Source organism: Actinomadura sp. NPDC048955 (assembly GCF_040649435.1).
Taxonomy (GTDB): domain Bacteria; phylum Actinomycetota; class Actinomycetes; order Streptosporangiales; family Streptosporangiaceae; genus Spirillospora; species Spirillospora luteofluorescens.
In genome coordinates this window covers 160676-177130 of record NZ_JBEZJI010000006.1, presented here as the reverse complement: position 1 = coordinate 177130, position 16455 = coordinate 160676, and the positions used below count along the sequence as shown (strand labels likewise).

At 69.6% G+C, this 16455-nt stretch carries 16 protein-coding genes; 7 read left to right on the top strand and 9 right to left on the bottom strand.

All coding sequences use genetic code 11. From position 1 onward, the window contains the following. Positions 1-2663: 2663 nt before the first annotated feature. The 4 genes from AB0C84_RS09000 to AB0C84_RS08985 all read right to left on the bottom strand — a co-directional run bounded on the left by AB0C84_RS09000 (position 2664) and on the right by AB0C84_RS08985 (position 5139). Positions 2664-2885, bottom strand: coding sequence for a DUF397 domain-containing protein (locus AB0C84_RS09000; protein ID WP_361063057.1), 222 nt, complete (start codon positions 2883-2885; stop codon positions 2664-2666). Between the two features lie 18 nt (positions 2886-2903). Next, positions 2904-3938: a hypothetical protein gene (locus AB0C84_RS08995; RefSeq protein WP_361063054.1), complete on the bottom strand. Its 1035-nt coding sequence runs from the start codon at positions 3936-3938 to the stop codon at positions 2904-2906. 1 nt (position 3939) lies between these two features. After that, complete coding sequence (locus AB0C84_RS08990; protein WP_361063051.1) at positions 3940-4500, bottom strand: RNA polymerase sigma factor; 561 nt, start codon at positions 4498-4500, stop codon at positions 3940-3942. 354 nt (positions 4501-4854) lie between these two features. Next, a complete protein-coding gene (locus tag AB0C84_RS08985; protein ID WP_361063248.1) occupies positions 4855-5139 on the bottom strand; it encodes a sulfotransferase in 285 nt (94 codons plus the stop codon). A 286-nt stretch (positions 5140-5425) separates the two neighbouring features. On the opposite strand from AB0C84_RS08985, the gene ilvE reads away from it, so the two are divergent. The 6 genes from ilvE (at position 5426) to AB0C84_RS08955 (ending at position 9216) form a co-directional block, all read left to right on the top strand. Beyond that, positions 5426-6361: a branched-chain-amino-acid transaminase gene (gene ilvE / locus AB0C84_RS08980; RefSeq protein ID WP_361063048.1), complete on the top strand. Its 936-nt coding sequence runs from the start codon at positions 5426-5428 to the stop codon at positions 6359-6361. After that, complete coding sequence (locus AB0C84_RS08975; protein WP_361063045.1) at positions 6358-6762, top strand: cupin domain-containing protein; 405 nt, start codon at positions 6358-6360, stop codon at positions 6760-6762. Before ilvE ends, AB0C84_RS08975 begins: the two co-directional genes overlap by 4 nt. Beyond that, a complete protein-coding gene (locus tag AB0C84_RS08970; protein WP_361063042.1) occupies positions 6759-7343 on the top strand; it encodes a hypothetical protein in 585 nt (194 codons plus the stop codon). The genes AB0C84_RS08975 and AB0C84_RS08970 overlap by 4 nt, the downstream gene beginning before the upstream one ends. Continuing rightward, positions 7340-7534 (top strand): hypothetical protein, encoded by a 195-nt coding sequence (locus tag AB0C84_RS08965; RefSeq protein WP_361063039.1) that lies wholly within the window; start codon positions 7340-7342, stop codon positions 7532-7534. Before AB0C84_RS08970 ends, AB0C84_RS08965 begins: the two co-directional genes overlap by 4 nt. 201 nt (positions 7535-7735) lie before the next feature. Further along, positions 7736-8725, top strand: coding sequence for a LysR substrate-binding domain-containing protein (locus tag AB0C84_RS08960; RefSeq protein ID WP_361063036.1), 990 nt, complete (start codon positions 7736-7738; stop codon positions 8723-8725). 32 nt (positions 8726-8757) lie between these two features. After that, complete coding sequence (locus tag AB0C84_RS08955; protein WP_361063033.1) at positions 8758-9216, top strand: MarR family winged helix-turn-helix transcriptional regulator; 459 nt, start codon at positions 8758-8760, stop codon at positions 9214-9216. Between the two features lie 136 nt (positions 9217-9352). Here AB0C84_RS08955 and AB0C84_RS08950 read toward each other — a convergent pair whose 3' ends face one another. From AB0C84_RS08950 to AB0C84_RS08930, 5 genes are all read right to left on the bottom strand, one after another. Next, entirely contained in the window at positions 9353-10111 is a 759-nt protein-coding gene (locus AB0C84_RS08950; protein ID WP_361063031.1) for a sulfotransferase family protein, read from the bottom strand. A 33-nt stretch (positions 10112-10144) separates the two neighbouring features. After that, positions 10145-10918: a class I SAM-dependent methyltransferase gene (locus tag AB0C84_RS08945; protein ID WP_361063028.1), complete on the bottom strand. Its 774-nt coding sequence runs from the start codon at positions 10916-10918 to the stop codon at positions 10145-10147. A gap of 67 nt (positions 10919-10985) precedes the next feature. After that, positions 10986-11984, bottom strand: a complete 999-nt coding sequence (locus AB0C84_RS08940; protein WP_361063025.1) for an aspartyl/asparaginyl beta-hydroxylase domain-containing protein — start codon at positions 11982-11984, stop codon at positions 10986-10988. Then, the gene (locus tag AB0C84_RS08935) at positions 11981-13366 is read right to left on the bottom strand and encodes a M28 family peptidase (protein WP_361063022.1); all 1386 of its coding nucleotides are present in this window, start codon (positions 13364-13366) and stop codon (positions 11981-11983) included. The genes AB0C84_RS08940 and AB0C84_RS08935 overlap by 4 nt, the downstream gene beginning before the upstream one ends. A gap of 362 nt (positions 13367-13728) precedes the next feature. After that, entirely contained in the window at positions 13729-14895 is a 1167-nt protein-coding gene (locus tag AB0C84_RS08930) for a cytochrome P450 (protein WP_361063019.1), read from the bottom strand. A 254-nt stretch (positions 14896-15149) separates the two neighbouring features. On the opposite strand from AB0C84_RS08930, the gene AB0C84_RS08925 reads away from it, so the two are divergent. Then, positions 15150-16418 (top strand): MFS transporter, encoded by a 1269-nt coding sequence (locus AB0C84_RS08925; protein WP_361063016.1) that lies wholly within the window; start codon positions 15150-15152, stop codon positions 16416-16418. The last annotated feature ends 37 nt before the right edge of the window (positions 16419-16455 follow it).

Below are 16455 nucleotides of genomic sequence, written 5' to 3'. Positions count from 1 at the left end.
CCGCAGCGCCTCGGCGGCGAGGTCGGCCATCTCCGTGTGCCGACCGAGCCGTGCCAGCTGCGCGCAGTGACTGACCAGCGACTTGAAAAGGTCCGTGTGGTAGCCGACGGGATTCAGATGGCACATGGCCTGGTGGAGCCGGACGGCTTCCGCGGAGGCCTCCACTGCCTGTTCGGTGCGCCCGGCATCGGCCAGGTCTTGAGCGTGGTTGACGAGCGCTCGCGCCAAGTCCGGCGCATAGGCGTCCCTATCGTCCTCCACCAGCCGGCGGAAGACGCCCACCGCTTCCGTGGATTTCTCAAGGGCTTCGGATTTCCTCTCGTACGAGGCCAACCGGTTGCCGAGATTGAGCACCGCGCGTCCGAACACCGCCTGTGACTCCGGAAGCGCGCTGCAGTTCTTTCGCAGAACCTGCTCCGCCTGCGTAGCGAGGACGAGCGCTTGACGCTGATCACCCAGATGGGCCATGGCGGCTTGCAGCATGTCCGCGCACATGGCGAGCTGGTCGACCGCGTCGTGAAGGGCGTAGATGGCGGCCGCCCGCTGTAGCCGGTCGGCCGCGGCCTGGTACTGCCCTTGATGAAGGAACGCGATCCCCAGGTTGAACAGTGCCGCCGCGAGCTGGTTCCGCACCTCGGGCAACCGCTCGTCGGGGAGCCGAGCGAGATCGTCCACGGCGCGCTGGAGCCGTGGGGCCGCCTGCCCGGCCAGCCCGGCGATCCCCTGGCGCACGCCCGCGGAGTAGTGCAGCCTGCTCTGTTCGGCGGGGTCCGTCGTCGTGGCCAGGCGTTCGGCGGTGAGCCGCTCGACGCACGCCGCCGCTCCGATGTCGAGGTCGACGTGATGGTCCGGCAGGAGCGGGTTGATCGCCTCCAGCACCGCCGGGTCCAGGTGGGGCGTTTCGGCCAGCGTGACCAGCGCGGCGCCACCGGCGGCCAGTGCCAGCCGCGGATGCTCCGTCAGCAGCGGATACAGGTGGTCGCGCCCGACATGCCGCCAGCGAGCCGCCGTCTCGATCAGCATGGTGAGCGCCTGCCGCGTGCGGGCCGGTGGCTGCTCGAGCAGATCGCGCAGTGCCGTGGCCGCCCAAGGATCGGCGGCCTGGCCGGAGCGAAGGCCCGGGAGGCGGAGGGCGAGGAAGTCCTCGGCCAGCCGGTCGGGCGTCAGCGGTTCCAGGACGGTGGCCGGGTCCTGCGGCGGGTAGCACCGGGCATGGCGGTCGAGTATCGGCTGCGCGGCTGCCCGATCGGCTGCGAGCCCGGCCCGCTGGAGAAGTGCGGTGCCCTGCGCGTGGTCGTGCGGGCCGGTGAGCGATGCGGCGAAGACCGTCCGGCCCATGGTGACCGGAGCGACGGCAGGTAAATCACCCGGACGCGCATGCAACTCGCGCCAATGGTCGTACTCGCGTCCGAGCAGATACTCCGACAACTGACCAGGATCCTCAGGCGCGGTTTCGGCATGCAGATGCGCGTCGACCGCAGCAAGCGCCGCCATGTGAATGGTGAGCGCGACAGAGTAGGCGTCATCAGCCAAAGCCGCCGGCGGGGGAACCGCCTCGGCATCGGTCACTCCCATGGCCGCGGCGAAGCAATCGCGGGCATGGACGAACTCCGCCCTGCGCCGCCCCCTTGACGCGGCGAGCACGGGCAACGACATGGCCTCGGTCGACAGGTCGAGGTCGTTCTCCAGGCGATGCGCCAACCCGTACCACCACATGCCCACGGGCCTGGCCGTCAGCAGGAACCGGACACGGCCGCGATCCGGACCCGCCAGATCGTGCATCATCTGGAGCAGATCGTCCAAGATCCAGCGCTCGGCATAGTCGATGAGGACGAGCAACCGATCGGAGTCCGCTTCCGCGTTGGCGGCCCGAGGAACGGTGTGCCCCTGCCGGGCCACCAGGACCGTCCATCCGGCGTCCGCCGACACTTCGGCGAAGCGCTCGGCCAGGCGTGTCTTGCCCTGGCCACCGGTGCCGTTGACCAACCGCACCGCGGCCCTGACGGACGTATCGCGCCAGCGTGTCAACGTGCCCAGTTCTGCCGCCCGGCCACTGAAGCCGACCACCCGCTGCCGAGCGGCCAGCAACCGCCCCGGCCGCCGCCGGGCGTCCTCGAAAGAGAGCGGAGACGGCCCCGGCCGCAGACGCTCCAACCGATAGGCGGGCGCCCCCAGATTGATGTCGCGTCCTGCCTGATAGACGACGGCATTACCGGACGCCACAGCCCACATGGGCGGCGGAATCCGCGGCTCTCCCATCAACCGTCGGCACTCACATCAAGGACCACCAACAACCCGTCACCCAAAACACATCCCAACTCTTCCAGCGCAGACGCCCCCTGCCGCCCCACTCCCGAACCCACACCAAATACCCACCCAGCAAACACCCCCACCCACTAGGAGCCAGCCAAATGGCCGATACCGGTCTCCAATGCGCCTGTCACCGGAGCGGTCACAGAAAAGTTCATCCCGGTTCCCGGAACAGTCGGATGGCCCAGATTCAGGCCGTTTCGTTCTGAATAGAATCCCTTGAAGCCTTGGCAGGGAAGCTCGCGGTTGGGTCGCCGGGGCTTCCCTTTTCTCGAGTCCGGGTCCCGCGTCGTCCGATTACCGGTGGGCGGAGCCTGAGGGCCTCGGGGAGGCGAGGCCCTCAGGGGCTCCGGTCAGGGGCGGGGGTCGAGGGCTCCCTTCCTGATGCGGTGGCGCAGTTCAGCGAACTGTCCGGCAGAAACGGCCAGCAGGCCGTGGCCCGGAGCCTTGCTGTCGCGAATAACGATGACGCCACCAGGGATCGGGGCCAGTTCGACACAGTTGCTGTCGTTGCCGGAATGGCTGCTCTTGCGAAATGCGATGTCCGACGGCAGGCGCTCTGCTGCTTTCTGCACGGGGGGACGTCCTCTCTGTCAAGGTGAGGCGCTGGGCGACGCCGGCGCCGGGTTCGGCGTTTCGGTGGCGGGCGGCGTGGACGGCGGATCCACGGTTCGCGTGGCCGATGGCGCAGGAGTCGGGGCCTGCGTTGTGGTGACCGTCGGCCCCTTGGTGCGGCGCCTGGGGCGATCTGACCTGCCGCGTACACCCGATTTGTTGGTCGGGTCCGACGGAGAGGACTGCGACGGGCGCGCCTTGACGAGGATGTTCGCCATCACGCATCCCTCCGCCCCGGTGTCCGGGCCGGACGAGTCGTGCCTGACGCCCAATGTGATCTTGCTCGCCGGCGCTGGCACGGCGAAGGTGACGCGGGTGGGCTCGGTCGTGGCCGGTCTTCTCTTGCTGCGCGACGGGCCGGCCGAAACCGTCCATTCGCAGGGCTTCAGGGTGTTCCATCCGCTCACGGTGGCGGTGACTTCCACCGGTCCCGGTTTCGTCATCAGGAGGATTTCGCGGGTGTGGGGGATGGCCGTTCCCATGACGATCCATGTCCCAGCCGCAGGGTCCGCCGCGGACATCGTGGAGGGGCGCGGCGAAGGGATCACGGGGTGCCCCATGCCGGCGCCATCGACGATCATCTGGCCCGACAGCGACGTCTCGACGGTCGATTTCCGTGCACCGGTGGGCCGCATCGCGGGCGTGGACGGTTCCTGCCGCCCCCGCGTGGGTTCCCGGGCCGCCATGCCGGGCTTCCCGGTGTGACCACCGGACGGTGAGGCCAGGCTCAGAACGGCGATCACGCCGGTCAGGAGCACGACCACGACGATGACGAACGCGAGCCGCGGACCGGCCCCCGAGAAGAGTAGGCGCGGCGGAAGGGCGCGCAGCGCGGCGGCGAGCCGGGTCGCCCGCGCGCGGCGTTCGGCTGCACGGTGGGCACGCATCCGGCGCCGGAAGCGCTTCAGGGCCGCGTGCTCCTCCACGGAGGCGGGCGGGCAGGCCCGCATCTCCTCCGCGGCCATGGCTTTGATCAGCCGTTCGAATTCTCGATCCGATTCTGAAAATTCCATCTCATTCTACCTCCGCGTCGAGCTCGTCGCCCAGGATCGCTTCTCTCAACTGTTTGAGCGCCCTCAGATAACGGCTTTTCACGGTCCCATAGGGAACACCGAGCTCCTCGGATATCTTCGGCAGGGACTTGTCCTCGTAGATGTGCATGAACGTGATCACGAGCAGTTCGTCGTCCAGCCCTCCCATGGCCTGCTGGAGAGTTATCTTGTCGGTGACGCGCGTCGAGTTGTCCGGGGTTCTGCCGCCGGAGTCGTTCACCGCCTCGAATCCGCGTACGAGAGCGTCGCGGGCCCGGTCACGCTGCTCGCGCTTGATGTGGTTGATGAACTCGTTGCGGGTCACCGTCTGGACGTAGGATTTGGTGTCGCGGCCTTCCTTGACGATCTGCATGAGGGTGTCGCTTCGCATGCACAACGACATGGCGACGGTGGACGTGATCTCCTCGACCTGATCCGGAGTCAGGCCGAAGTTCCTGGCCTTTGCTTCTGCGTATTTTAGAACGTCCCGAAAAACGGCATCTTCGTCGATGACCTCCTGTCCATGCCGGTTTCTGCGCAGCATCGCTGGATCTCGTTTCTCGTTAGTGCCGACTTCAACCGCTTATAAGACCTTCGAGGGCTGCCGGTGCGACGACGTTCGGGTCAAGATCTTTTTCGATAAGAGACGGCTGCCCGGAAATAGGCGTGAAGAGAGATGGAGCCTCTTTGTCTCGATTAGCCGTTCAGTCCGAGATCTTCCGAGGTTCCTGTGCCCGCCGGCGCCTCCCGGGGGCGCACAAGGTCACGAGTGCGGCCAAGGCGCAGATGAGGGCGATCTCTGCGGCTTCCTTCCGTCTGTCTGGCAGACGAGGGGAGGATGGGATCTCCGCCGCATCGACGGCGGTCGCCGATGACGGCCTGGCCTGGAGGCGGGCCTTCAGATCGGTCGGGTCGGCGTGGAGAGTCTCCGACAGGGTGCGCCCGTGGGCCTTGGCGCCGGTCCGCGCGAGCATGACCGGCGGGCCGCGTAGCGTGCGCATCCCGGCGTCCACTGTCGCGAATCCGAGGTTCTCCGATGCCCCAGGAAGGCGCACAGCGGCGCCCATCCGTCCTTGACCTCGAACACCACCAGCCGGTCTTCGGGCACGTGCACCTTCACCTCGGCGACATGCCGTTCGAATCTTTCGGCCATCTCCGCGCGTTTGCCGAACTCCCCGCCGATCTCACGCTGAATTCAAGAATCTGAACTTGTTCTGTCGCCAGGAAATTTGCATGGATGTGTCGGCATGAGTGCGGCTTGCGCGGTGCATCGCTGGCGAAGGTCTGGTCGAGACAGGGGGTGCGGCATCGCTTACAGGGCTGCTGAAGGCTTTATTAAGAAGCCTTCGATTGTGCTTAACGTGGTGACCGGCTTAACGTGCTGCTGACAGGCGGCCCTCGGTGAAGGTGAGGTCAGTGCGTTGAGTGTACGAGTAGAAGTCGAACCACGGGATCGCGCCGTTTTCGGCGTGCCCTACGACGTGGTCTTCGTCGATGGCGAATTCGTTTCGTCGGATGCGGCGCGACTGAGTGTTCTCGCGAACGTCGTCTCGTACGGAACCGGAACCTTCGAGGGCATCCGGGCCACGTGGAACCAGGAGCGGGGAGAGCTCTTTCTCCTGGAGGCGTTGGCGCACTTCGAGCGGCTGGAGCGTTCCGCGCGAATCCTCGGCCTCCGGCTGGGGTATCCGCCCGCGGACCTGGTGGCGGCGACCTGTGAACTGCTGCGCCGAAACGACGTGCGCGCCGACAGCTACGTCCGCCCCTTGCTGTTCCTGGCCGGGGAGCAGCTCGCCGTCCGGATGCACGATTCGGGCAGCCGGCTGTGCATCCCGGCCACGCCGATGCCCGGCGACTACATCGACCCGCGGGGCATCCGGTGCATGGTGAGCACCTGGCGGCGCGGCACGGATGTCGCCGTGCCCAACCGCGCCAAGGTGATCGGGAGCTATGTCGGCCCCGCGCTGGCCAAGACGGAGGCGATCCAGCGCGGGTTCGACGAGGCCTTGCTGCTGACCACCGACGGCTACGTGGCCGAAGCGACGACGTCGAACGTCCTCGTGCGTTCCGGGAACGAGTGGGCCACACCCGCGGCGACCGACGACATCCTTGAGGGGATCACCCGCCGCCAGGTGACCGAACTGCTCTCCGAGGACTTCGGTGTCACCGTCGTCCAGCGTCGTGTCCACCGCTCGGAGCTGTACGCCTGCGACGAGGCGCTGCTGTGCGGCACGGCCGCCATGGTCGCCCCGATCATCGAGGTGGACGGACGCCGGGTGGGCGACGGGAAGCCGGGAGAGACGACGCTGGCCTTGCGGCGCGAACTGTCGTCGATCGCCCGGCGAGGCGGCGACCGGCACCACGAGTGGACCACTCCCGTATTCGGCACGGAGGCGGAGGCGTGAACGAGCCGAACAGGCGGGACGGGACGCCGAACGCCTTGAACGAGCTGGGCTCGATCCGGCCGCTGCGCATCTGGCAGGACGTCGTCGCCAGGGTCGTCGAGAGCGAGCTGATCACGCTGGCGGTCGTGGAGATCCCGCCCGGCGGCGTGGTGCCGGCGCATCGGCACCGGAACGAGCAGGTCGGTCTCTGCCTGGCAGGCTCCCTGCGGTTCACCATCGGCGCGGAAGCGCGCGAGTTCGGCCCCGGCGGTGTCTGGGCGATCCACGCCGACGTGCCGCACGAGGTACATGCCGGTGCCGGCGGTGCGGTGGTCGTCGAGGCGTTCTCTCCCGTCCGGAGCGACTGGGACGGGCTGGACTGGGCACCCGATTCGCCTCCGCGCTGGCCGGCCAGATCATGAGAGCCCTGTCCGCGACGGGCGACGAGGGGCTGGTCGAGCTGCTCCGGGTGCCCGAGCCATCCGTCGCCGCCGGCGAGGTGCTGGTGGACGTGCAAGCCGTCTCGGTCAACCGGGGCGAACTGCACCGTCTGACGTCGGCGACCGCAGGCTGGCGGCCGGGCTGGGACTTCGCGGGCGTTGTGGCGGACCAGGAGAAGTCCGGCACCGCACCGGCCACCGGTCACCTGCTCCCGGGCACGCGGGTGTTCGGCATCGCGGACGGCGGGAGCTGGGCCGAGCGGGTCGCGGTCCCCGCGGCCCGGCTCGCCGTCATCCCGGACGGGCTCACGGTCGAGTGGGCGGCGACGCTGCCGACCGCCGGGCTGACCGCGCTGCGGATGTTGCGCATGGCAGGGGACCTGGCGGGGGCCAGCGTTCTGGTGACGGGCGCGGTTGGCGGGGTCGGCCGGTTCGCCGTCCACTTGGCGCGGCGGTTCAAGGCCGAGGTGACGGCGATGGTCGGTCGGCCCGAGCGCGGCGAAGGGCTCGCCGCGCTCGGCGCCGCCAAGGTCGTCGTCGGCCCCGAAGGGTGGAAGCAGTGAACGACCTGGACGGCCCCCGCACTGAGGATGACTTGACCTACCTTGCCCGGCTGGTCGCCACTGGGGAGCTGGCAGTGGATACCGCGGCCGTGAACGATTGGCGGGACGCCCGGGAGAGCCTGCACCGATTGCGCGACCGGCGCGTGGCGGGCAAAGCGGTGCTCCTGGTGACAGGGGAGAAGCCGGGCTGACAGGCCTAGTTTCTGCGGAAGATCTGGTGAAGCGTTCGTGCCTCCTGCGTCGCGCACGTCCGTTTCCAGGAGGTGGACGATGACGCGGCAAGCGAGTCCTCATCGCGGTCGGCGTGGTTTCACCCGTCCCGCCGTCCGGTTCAGGACGGGCCTTTCCTCGGCGGCCGGGAAGGTTCCGAGCCGCGTATCTAGCATTGCGCCATGCTCGACGTGACGCGGCTGCGCGTGCTCCGGGAGGTGGCGCGGCACGGCTCTTTGACCCGCGCCGCGGAGTCCCTCTCTTTCACCATCTCCGCCGTTTCCCAGCAGATCGCCGTGCTCGAACGGGAAGCGGGAGCGCAGCTGCTCGTGCGGCATGCCCGAGGCGCGCGGCTGACCGAGGCGGGACGGGTGCTGGTGCGGCACGCCGAGGTGGTCCTCGCCGAGCTGCGTGCGGCCGAGACGTCCTTGGCCGCCGTCGCGCACGGTACCGGGGGCCGGTTGCGGCTCGGGTCGTTCACCACCGCGAACGCCACGCTGATGCCCCGGGCGGTGAGCGCGTTCCAGCAGCGGGTCCCCGAGGTGGAGGTCGACCTGACGGAGATCGACCGGGACGAGGCGATGGCCGCGGTCGCCGTGTACGAACTGGACCTCGCCCTGGTCTACGAGTTCCCCGTGGTGCCGCTGCAGGTGCCGGCGAACGTGGAGCTGAGTCCGCTTCTCGTGGATCCCCTCCACGTCGCGCTTCCGCTCGACCACCGGCTCGCGGACCGCGAACGGCTCCGTCTGACCGACCTCGCCGAGGACCGCTGGATCCAGGGAGTGCACCACGGCTCGACCATCGACGTCCTTCCGCGCGCCTGCCGGCAGGCGGGCTTCGAGCCGCGGATCGCGTTCCGCACCGACGACCAGATGACGGTGCGAGGTCTCGTCGCGGCAGGCCTCGGCGTCGCTCTCGCTCCGTCGCTCACGCTGTCGGCGACCCCGTCCGGCCTGGTGGTGCGCCCGCTGAGCGAGCCGTCCCTGACCCGGACGGTGGCGGCCGCCACGCCGGCCGGCGAGTACCGGCTGCCCTCCTCGTCGGTCATGATCGAGCACCTTCGCCGGGTCGCCGCCGGGCTGGGGCCGCACTGCCTGCCCCTCGCGGAGCCCGACCGGCATGCCGTGCGCCCGGGCCGGCGGCCGGAGACAAGAGAGGACAAATATGTTTGACTTGGTCAATGAATGCGGCACGGGAGTCCGCCGTGGGGTCGCGTGACGGCGACCTCGTCCGTGACGCGCGGGCGCTCGGCTGGATATACCGGTATCTGGTGGACGGTCTGCGCCTCAGCTGGGAGAACGCCCCGTACTCCGTGACCGAGGGCTGGGTGATCGTCGAACTGGCGCAGCGGGACGTCACCGAGGTGATGGAGTTGCGCCGGCGGATGGGCATGGATCCCGGTTACCTCAGCCGCGTCCTGGCCCGGTTCCAGGCCAACAGATTGATCACCAGGTACAGGTCGCCGGAGAACAGGCGCTTCCAGACGGTCCGGCTGACCCGACGCGGCCGCGCCGCCTTCGAGGTCATAGAGGACCGCACGGCGGAGGTGCTGCGCGTCCGGCTGAGCACGTTCTCGGAGAGCGACCGCCGACGCATCGTCGAGGCGATGACGTCGATCAGCACCACGATCGAACGCACCCTCGAAAGCCGCTGCGCCATCTGAGCGATCGAGCCGCTGGACGCGCAGATGCGGCAGGAGTGTGATGACGGAACTGCGCTGAATGGTGAGCAACCCTGCTGCGGTCGGCGGCGCGCCTCCGTGACCGCCGGTGGCTGACGGACAGTCAACGGCCTTTGGGTTATTTGGTGGGGTGGTTTGGGTGGTGTTTGCGGTGTAGTGCCCAGGCCACTGCGGCGGCGGTTGCGATTGCGGTGGTGGCTAGGATTCGTGGGCGCAGTCTTCTTTTCAGGGCCTGTCGTTGGCGGCGTTTGAAGGTGGCCGCGTCGTTCTCCCGGGGGAACGGCTCGTCGGGGACCGGTAGGCCGAGGAAGGCGCACAGCGGCGCCCATCCGTCCTTGACCTCGAACACCAGCAGCCGGTCTTCGGGCACGTACGCCTTCACCTCGGCGACATGCCGCTCGAATCTTTCGGCCATCTCCGCGCGTTTGCCGAACTCCCCGCCGATCTCACGTTGCCACGTCGTCCGCTGTACGCGGTCGAGGACCTGGGCTTGGGGGTCGGGGCGGCGAGGGCCTCGCCAGCTCAGCACCCGCACCAGGAGCGGGGGCCTGGCGAGCACGGCGGACATGGTCTGCGCGGCGCTGTCGTACCAGCGTTCCGGGTCGCGGACGGTGAGCACCACTTTGGCGTCCGGGAACGCGTCGACGATGTCGCGCCAGAACGCGTTGCCCGGCGAGCCGACGGAGCAGCCGTAGCCCGCGAACACCTTTCCCCAGTCCACCGTCCGCCCGTCCATCGCGGCGGCCCAGTCGGCGGCCCGTTCAGGCTCGGCGTTGAGGACGCGCATGTTGTAGCAGGGGCCGTACCCGAGCCGGTCGAGTGCCAGCGCGAGGGAAGTCGTCCCCGTTCGGAGGAAACCGACGCCGATGACCTGCACGCGAACTCTCCTCAGGATGAAGTGGATGACGTTTCAGGTCGTACGGCGGGCGACCAGAGTGCCGGGGTCCTCCCCGTCGGCGACGGGGTGGAGGGCGGTTCCGGCCGTCGGGGTCAGTCCGGCCGCCGCCAGGTCGGCGATGACGGCGTCCGGCCGGTGCAGGTAGTGGGCGCGTTCCACCACTTCGGTCGCCACCAGATCACCTTGGTGGTACGTGCGGTAGACGAACCGCAGGTGCGCCTGGTCGTCGCCGTCGGGCCGCGCCTCGCACGACATCTCGTACCGGCAGTCGCCGAGGGTGGCCTCGTCGGTGACGTGCTCGGGCCAGTCCGGTACGGGTTCCGACAGCACCATGTCCATCGCCACCTCGCCGTCCTCGGCCAGATGTCCGGCGATCGCCTCGAAGAGCGCCGGCCGTTCGGGGTGCGGTACGTGCTCCAGCACACCCGCCAGGTACACGAAGTCGAAGCGGCGGGCCAGGTCGAAGTGGGGCGCCGCGCGGTCGAGCACGGTGACGCGGGCGCGCAGGTGCGGGCGTTCGGCGAGCTTGGCCAGCAGCACCGCGCGCATGGTGGCGGACCGCTCCAGGCACAGGACGGTGGCGGCTCGCTCGGCCACGGCCAGCGTGATCCGGCCGGTGCCCGCGCCGATCTCCAGCGCGTGTCCGCCCTTGGGCGCGCGGTCGGCGAAGAACCGGGGGTCGGGGAGGGCGCCCTCTCCGCGGGAGGCGCGGAAGAGGTCGTAGTAACCGGGCTGGAAGGCGTACGGGTCGGTGCCGAGCGGAGCGACCCGGGTGGACGAGGACATGCGAAGTCACCTGCCTGTCTGGTCGGAACGAGCGCGCGTCGTCAGATGACGTGCGCGGCCGGCGTCGTCAGCCGGCCTGGGTGGGTTGTGCCGGACGGGTCCACTCGCGCAGAGCGCGGCCGGCGCGTTCCCTGATCCGCACCTGGCCGGTGGACTCGACGGCGATGGTGCGTTCCTCGCTCCAGCCGCTGAGGCGGAACTCGCCCAGCCCGAGATGCACCAGGCCGAACGCGGGCTCGCCGTCGATGGCGAGGACGAGCCGGTCCTCGTGCACGAGGACCGCGGCGTCGCTGTCGGGCCTGGCCTCGACCTCCTCCTCCGACCACTGCGCGAAGTCGCCCGGCAGCCGGAACCGGCAGCACAGCCGGTCGCGTTCGGACGCGGTGAGCGGCACCGGATCGCGGGCGAACATCACCTCGCTCAGCGGGAGCAGCTCCAGGAACTCGTCCGGCAACAACCCGACGATCTCCCGGCTGACCAGGCAGTCGAGCACCATGTGCACCCGGGAGCGGTCCCCGCCGTTCGCCACGTAGTGCCTTCGGCCGAAGTCGCCGAACCACAACCGTCCCGCCGTCCAGTGCTCGGACACGCCGTCGATGACCACGGCGGCGTCCGGGTTGGTGTCGATCGGCACGTGCAGCCGCAGGAGCCCCCGTTCGAACCCGTACTTGTAGTCGCGGTGCTCGTGCACGGTCGCGCCCGCGCCCAGGGCGATCAGCCGGACGCCCCGGACCGGCGCCGGCAGGGCGTCGATGACCTGGGCGAGGGCCGGGGCGTCGGCCAGCCACGGGGTGTCGGCGAAGTCGGTCAGGCCCGCGCCGCCCGGGTCGGTCCGTGCCGGATCGCCGCCGACGCTGCGCAGCGGCAGGATGCGCCAGTCCACTCCGGACTCCGTGGCGGCGCCGTCCTGGCCGTAAGGGCGCTGGGCGCGCCACCGCTGGTGCCGCAGCCGTTCGAGGTCGGCGCGCAGCGCGTCGACGTCGAAGCTGAGCCGCATAGGCGCCGACGGCGGGTAGGCGGCGGGCGGATCCGTCAGCGATTCGATGGCCTGGTGGTACGTCGTCATGGTCGCTGCTCCCGGGCGCCGGCGGGCAGGTCGGAGACGTCGAGGGCGAAGCGGCCCAAGGCCCACGCGATGGCGGGGACGTTCTCGCCGAGAGCCCGGCGGTCGAGGTTGCCGATCGTGTCGCACGGCTGGTGGTAGCAGGGGTCGTACAGCTGCCCGGCCGTCCCGCCGAACCGCGCCGCCTGCGCGGCGGTCTTGACCCCGAGGACGCCGCCGTTCAGGCCGCCGACCGGGATGCCCGCGGCCACGAACGGCTCGTGGTCGGAGCCGACGGCCCGCAGGTCGTGGCTCTCGTAGGGGAGTCCGGCGTGGTCGAAGTAGTCCTTGAAGACCTTCTCCGCGACCTGCGAGCCCGCCGGTCCCGGCGGGGTGCCCGGCGGCTGCTCGCTCGCGTCCCCGTCGAGGACGAACCGCACCCCGTTCGGCGCGGCGATCAGTTCGAAGTTGAGGTAGAGCGCGATCTCGGCGCGCTCGGCCGCCGGCAGGGTGCGCACGTAGTAGTTGGAGCCGACGTCGATGAGCTCCTCGGCCCCCCACAGCGCGAACCGGACCTTGTGCCGCACCTCGTCCTGATGGGGAGCCAGCCGCAGCGCGGTCGCCATCAGCGCGGCGGCCGCGGCGGCGTTGTCGTTGATGCCGGGTGCTTCGGTCACGCTGTCCAGGTGGGCGCCGGCCATGACGGTGCGGTCGTCGCCGCCGCGCGTCTCGGCGAACAGGTTGGTGGTGACTGCCGCGACCTCGTGCCCGCGCAGGTCGAGACGCAGCCGCACCTGGTGCCGCGAGGACTCTTGGGCGAGCTGTTCGGCCTGCGCCTGCGTGACGCTGGCCACCGGGATGGTGAACGCCTGCGGGTTGAACGCGTGCAGCCGGTAGATGTTGTTCGGACTCGGCGTGGACAGGTAGATCAGCATCGCCCGCGCGCCGAGCTCGGCGGCGACGCGTTGCTGTGCCGTGTAGCCGCAGGATCCGCGCGCCACGAGCACGATGGATCCGGCGACGGGCAGCCCGTCGTAGTCTGCCGCGGAGCATCCGGCGGCGTCGCCCGTCGTGGCCCGGGGCACGACGAGATGGGCGTCGAGACCGCCGGGCGGGGTGACGGGTGACCAGCGCATGACCAGTGCGCGCACCTGCCGGGCGGCGGGCGCCGTTACCGTCGCGCTTTCCGCGTCGACCCGGAAGTCGGTGTACGGCACGTGCTGCTGGTGGACGCGGTAGCCGGCGGCGGTGAGCACCTTGGCGGCGTAGCGCGCGGAGGCCTCGAACCCTGGTGTGCCGGCGGCGCGCACCCCGCCGTTCCGCGTGGCGATCCGGTCGAGGACACGCAGGTGCCGCCACGCGTCGCCGCCACGGGTGGACCCCGCCAGCAGCCGCGCCAGCCACAAGTCCCCAGACCTACCGTCCGCCGCCGCGTGGGATGAGGCCGCGGAGGCGTGGGGGGCGGCGGACGGTGGAGCGGCCGAAAGGATGGTGGCGGTCATGGTGACGAGGCCGGTTATCAAGGCGGTTTTCGTGCGCACAAACACCCTCATCAGCGCTCCAGAGGAAAACATGTGATGCCAAGAAACAGAAACCATGCTGATATGTGCAAAGGGTCTCTGAGGCTGGCCGCGTGGTGAATAATAGGTGCCCGGCATATCGTGGCAGGTGGTAAGCGCGCCCCGTTATGCCGGGCACCCGCTACGTCACTCAGTGGAGGTAACGCATCCGCCCCACCTCCCTTCTGTCAAGACGGATCCCAGGTCTGTCAGTTGAGGCGGACTTTGAGTCGGGCCACGCCTCGCAGGGTGAGGTTCCGGTGGTAGACGGGCTCGTCGGCGAGGCGGAGGCCTGGGAACTCGGTCGCGAGCAGGCCGAGGACGACCTGTGCCTGGAGGACCGCCAGCGACTGACCGAGGCACGAGTGGGCGCCCCGGCCGAATCCCAGATGCGGGTTCGGATACCGGGCGAAGTCCAGCTCGTCGGGCTCGGTGAACTTGGCCGGGTCCCGGTTCGCGGCGGCGAGCAGCAGCGTCACCGCTTCGCCGGGCGCGATGACATGGCCGCCGATGCGCGTCTCCCGTACACACGCCCGCCCGTCGGCCTGCACCGGCGTTACGTACCGGACCAGTTCCTCCACCGCGAGTGACAGGTCGGCCCGAGTGAAACGTGCCAAATTGTCAGGCGAGTTCAGCAGGACGACCAGGGCGTTGCTGAGCAGCCGCCCCGCCGATTCGAACCCGGCGTGCAGGACGGCCCGCAGCGTGTTCAGCAGCACCGGGCGCGCGATGCCGGAGCCGGGCGCCTTGGCCGCCACATGCGCCACCAGCCCTTCCGCCGGCGGGTCGTCCAGCCACCGGCCGGTGTATTCGGCCAGCTCAGCGCGGGCCCGCACGGCGGGTCCGGCGGTCTGCGGCCAGATCCCGGCGTCCATGCCGTCCACGATCGTCTGCGAGACGGGCAGGAACCACGCGGCGTCGATGGGCGGCACCCCGAGCACCGCGGTGATGGTGTCCAGCGCGAGCGGCGCGGTGAGGTCGGACACGCAGTCGAACTCCCCGGCCGCGCGCAGCCGCTCGGCTCGGGCGCGGACCTGCACGGCGATGCGCTCGCGCAGCATGCCCGGGTCGAGACCACGGACCGCGTCGACCATGAAGTGCCGGATGTCCGTGTGCTCGGGCGGGTCGAGCGACTGGATGCTCAGCAGCGGCTCCGGTACGGCCTCGCCGATCCGGCGCCAGTCCGAGGCGAACGATTCCGTGTCGCGCAGCACCGCGGCGCAGTCGTCATACCTGGTCAGCACCCAGGAGTCGAGGAAGGCACTGCGGTAGACGGGCGAACTCTCGCGCAGGCGGCCGAAGAGTGAGTAGGGATCCAGCAGCGCCTCGGGCTCCGCGAGACCCGCGGCCGGGTCCGCGACCGGCGCCTCCGACATACAGACCTCCTCGCACGGACGGCTACCGGCGAGCGGCCTCGGGGCCCGTTCGTCGCATCCCGTACGGGGTGCCGGGAGGACGACGGCGCTGTCGCTCAGGTGTCCGGAGATCGTCCGACACATGATCTTTACTGATGGTAAATGGACTGGGCGGAATTGCCGAGCGCCGGATCCGGCCACCGGACTTCCATATCCTCGCACCCTCCGATATGGCATGATCTCGAAGTTCCGCCTCGCCGCCGAGGAGGCCGCCCGTGAAGGTCCTGCTGACCAATCGTGGATTCCGCTTCCTGATCATCGGGCAGACCTTGTCGACCCTGGGCGACCGGGCGCTCATCATCGCCTTCGGCATCTGGGTCAAAGAGCTGACCGGCAGCAATGCGGCGGCGGGCGGCGCTTTCTTCTTCGTCGCCCTGCCGTTCCTGTTCGCCCCGTTCGCGGGGGTGCTCATCGACAGGTTCCCGCGGCGCCAGATCTTCATCGTGACCAACCTGGTGATGGCGGGCGTCATGCCGCTGAGCCTGCTGGTGCGCGGCGAGGGCCAGGTCTGGCTGCTGTACGCGATCATCCTCTGCTACGGCGTCGCCGGTGTGATCATCACCGCCACCCAGGCCGCCCTCGTCACGGCGATCGTGGACGAGGACGCGCTCCCCGACGCCAACGGCCTGCTCCAGACCTCCGCCGACGGAGTGAAGCTGCTGGCCCCCCTCTTCGGCGCGGCGTTGTTCACGGTGACGGGCGGCCACGTGGTGGCTCTGCTGGACGCGGCGACGTTCCTGGCGGCCGCGGCATGCGTGTGGCTCATCCGGGCGCCCGGTGACCAGCGTCATGTCACGGGTGCTTTGAAGCTGCGCGAAGAAGTGCTGTCGGGCCTGCGCCACATCTACCGGTCCCCGTCCCTGCGCACGCTGGTGGGCGCGTTGGGCCTGGCCATGCTGGTGACGGGCTTCTCCCAGACCCTCATCTTCTCCATCGTCGACGACGGGCTTCACCGCGCTCCCGCGTTCGTCGGCGTGCTGAGCAGTGTGCAGGGCGCGGGCGCGGTCTGCGCCGGCCTGGCGGCGGGCGCCGCCATCCGCCGCGTAGGCGACCTGCGCACAGTGATGCTGGGCATCGCCTTGGTGACGATGGCGTCCTTGGTCTATCTGGCGCCCGCCATCCCCCCGGTGGCCGTGGGGGCGTTCCTTTTCGGCTTCGGCATGTGCTGGACGACCGTCGGCCTGGTCATGGCGGTGCAGCGACGAACCCCCGACGCCCTGCGCGGCCGAGCACTGACCGCGGCGATGGGCGTCATCAGCACTCCCCAGACCGCCTCCATCGCCCTCGGCGCAGCACTGTCCCTGGTAGTCGACTACCGGATCCTGCTGACCCTCATGGCCGCAGTCACCGCCATATGCGCCATCTGGCTACTACGCGTAAAGACCGAACCCCAGCCCCAAGACCCTCCGAGCAAAGACCCCACCCCGCCACCCGGAGCACCCGAGCCGTCGTTTCGCCCACCGGGCACCAAGACCGGCTCCTGACCGGTGATGACGCGTCGGCCGATCGTGACGTAGGTCA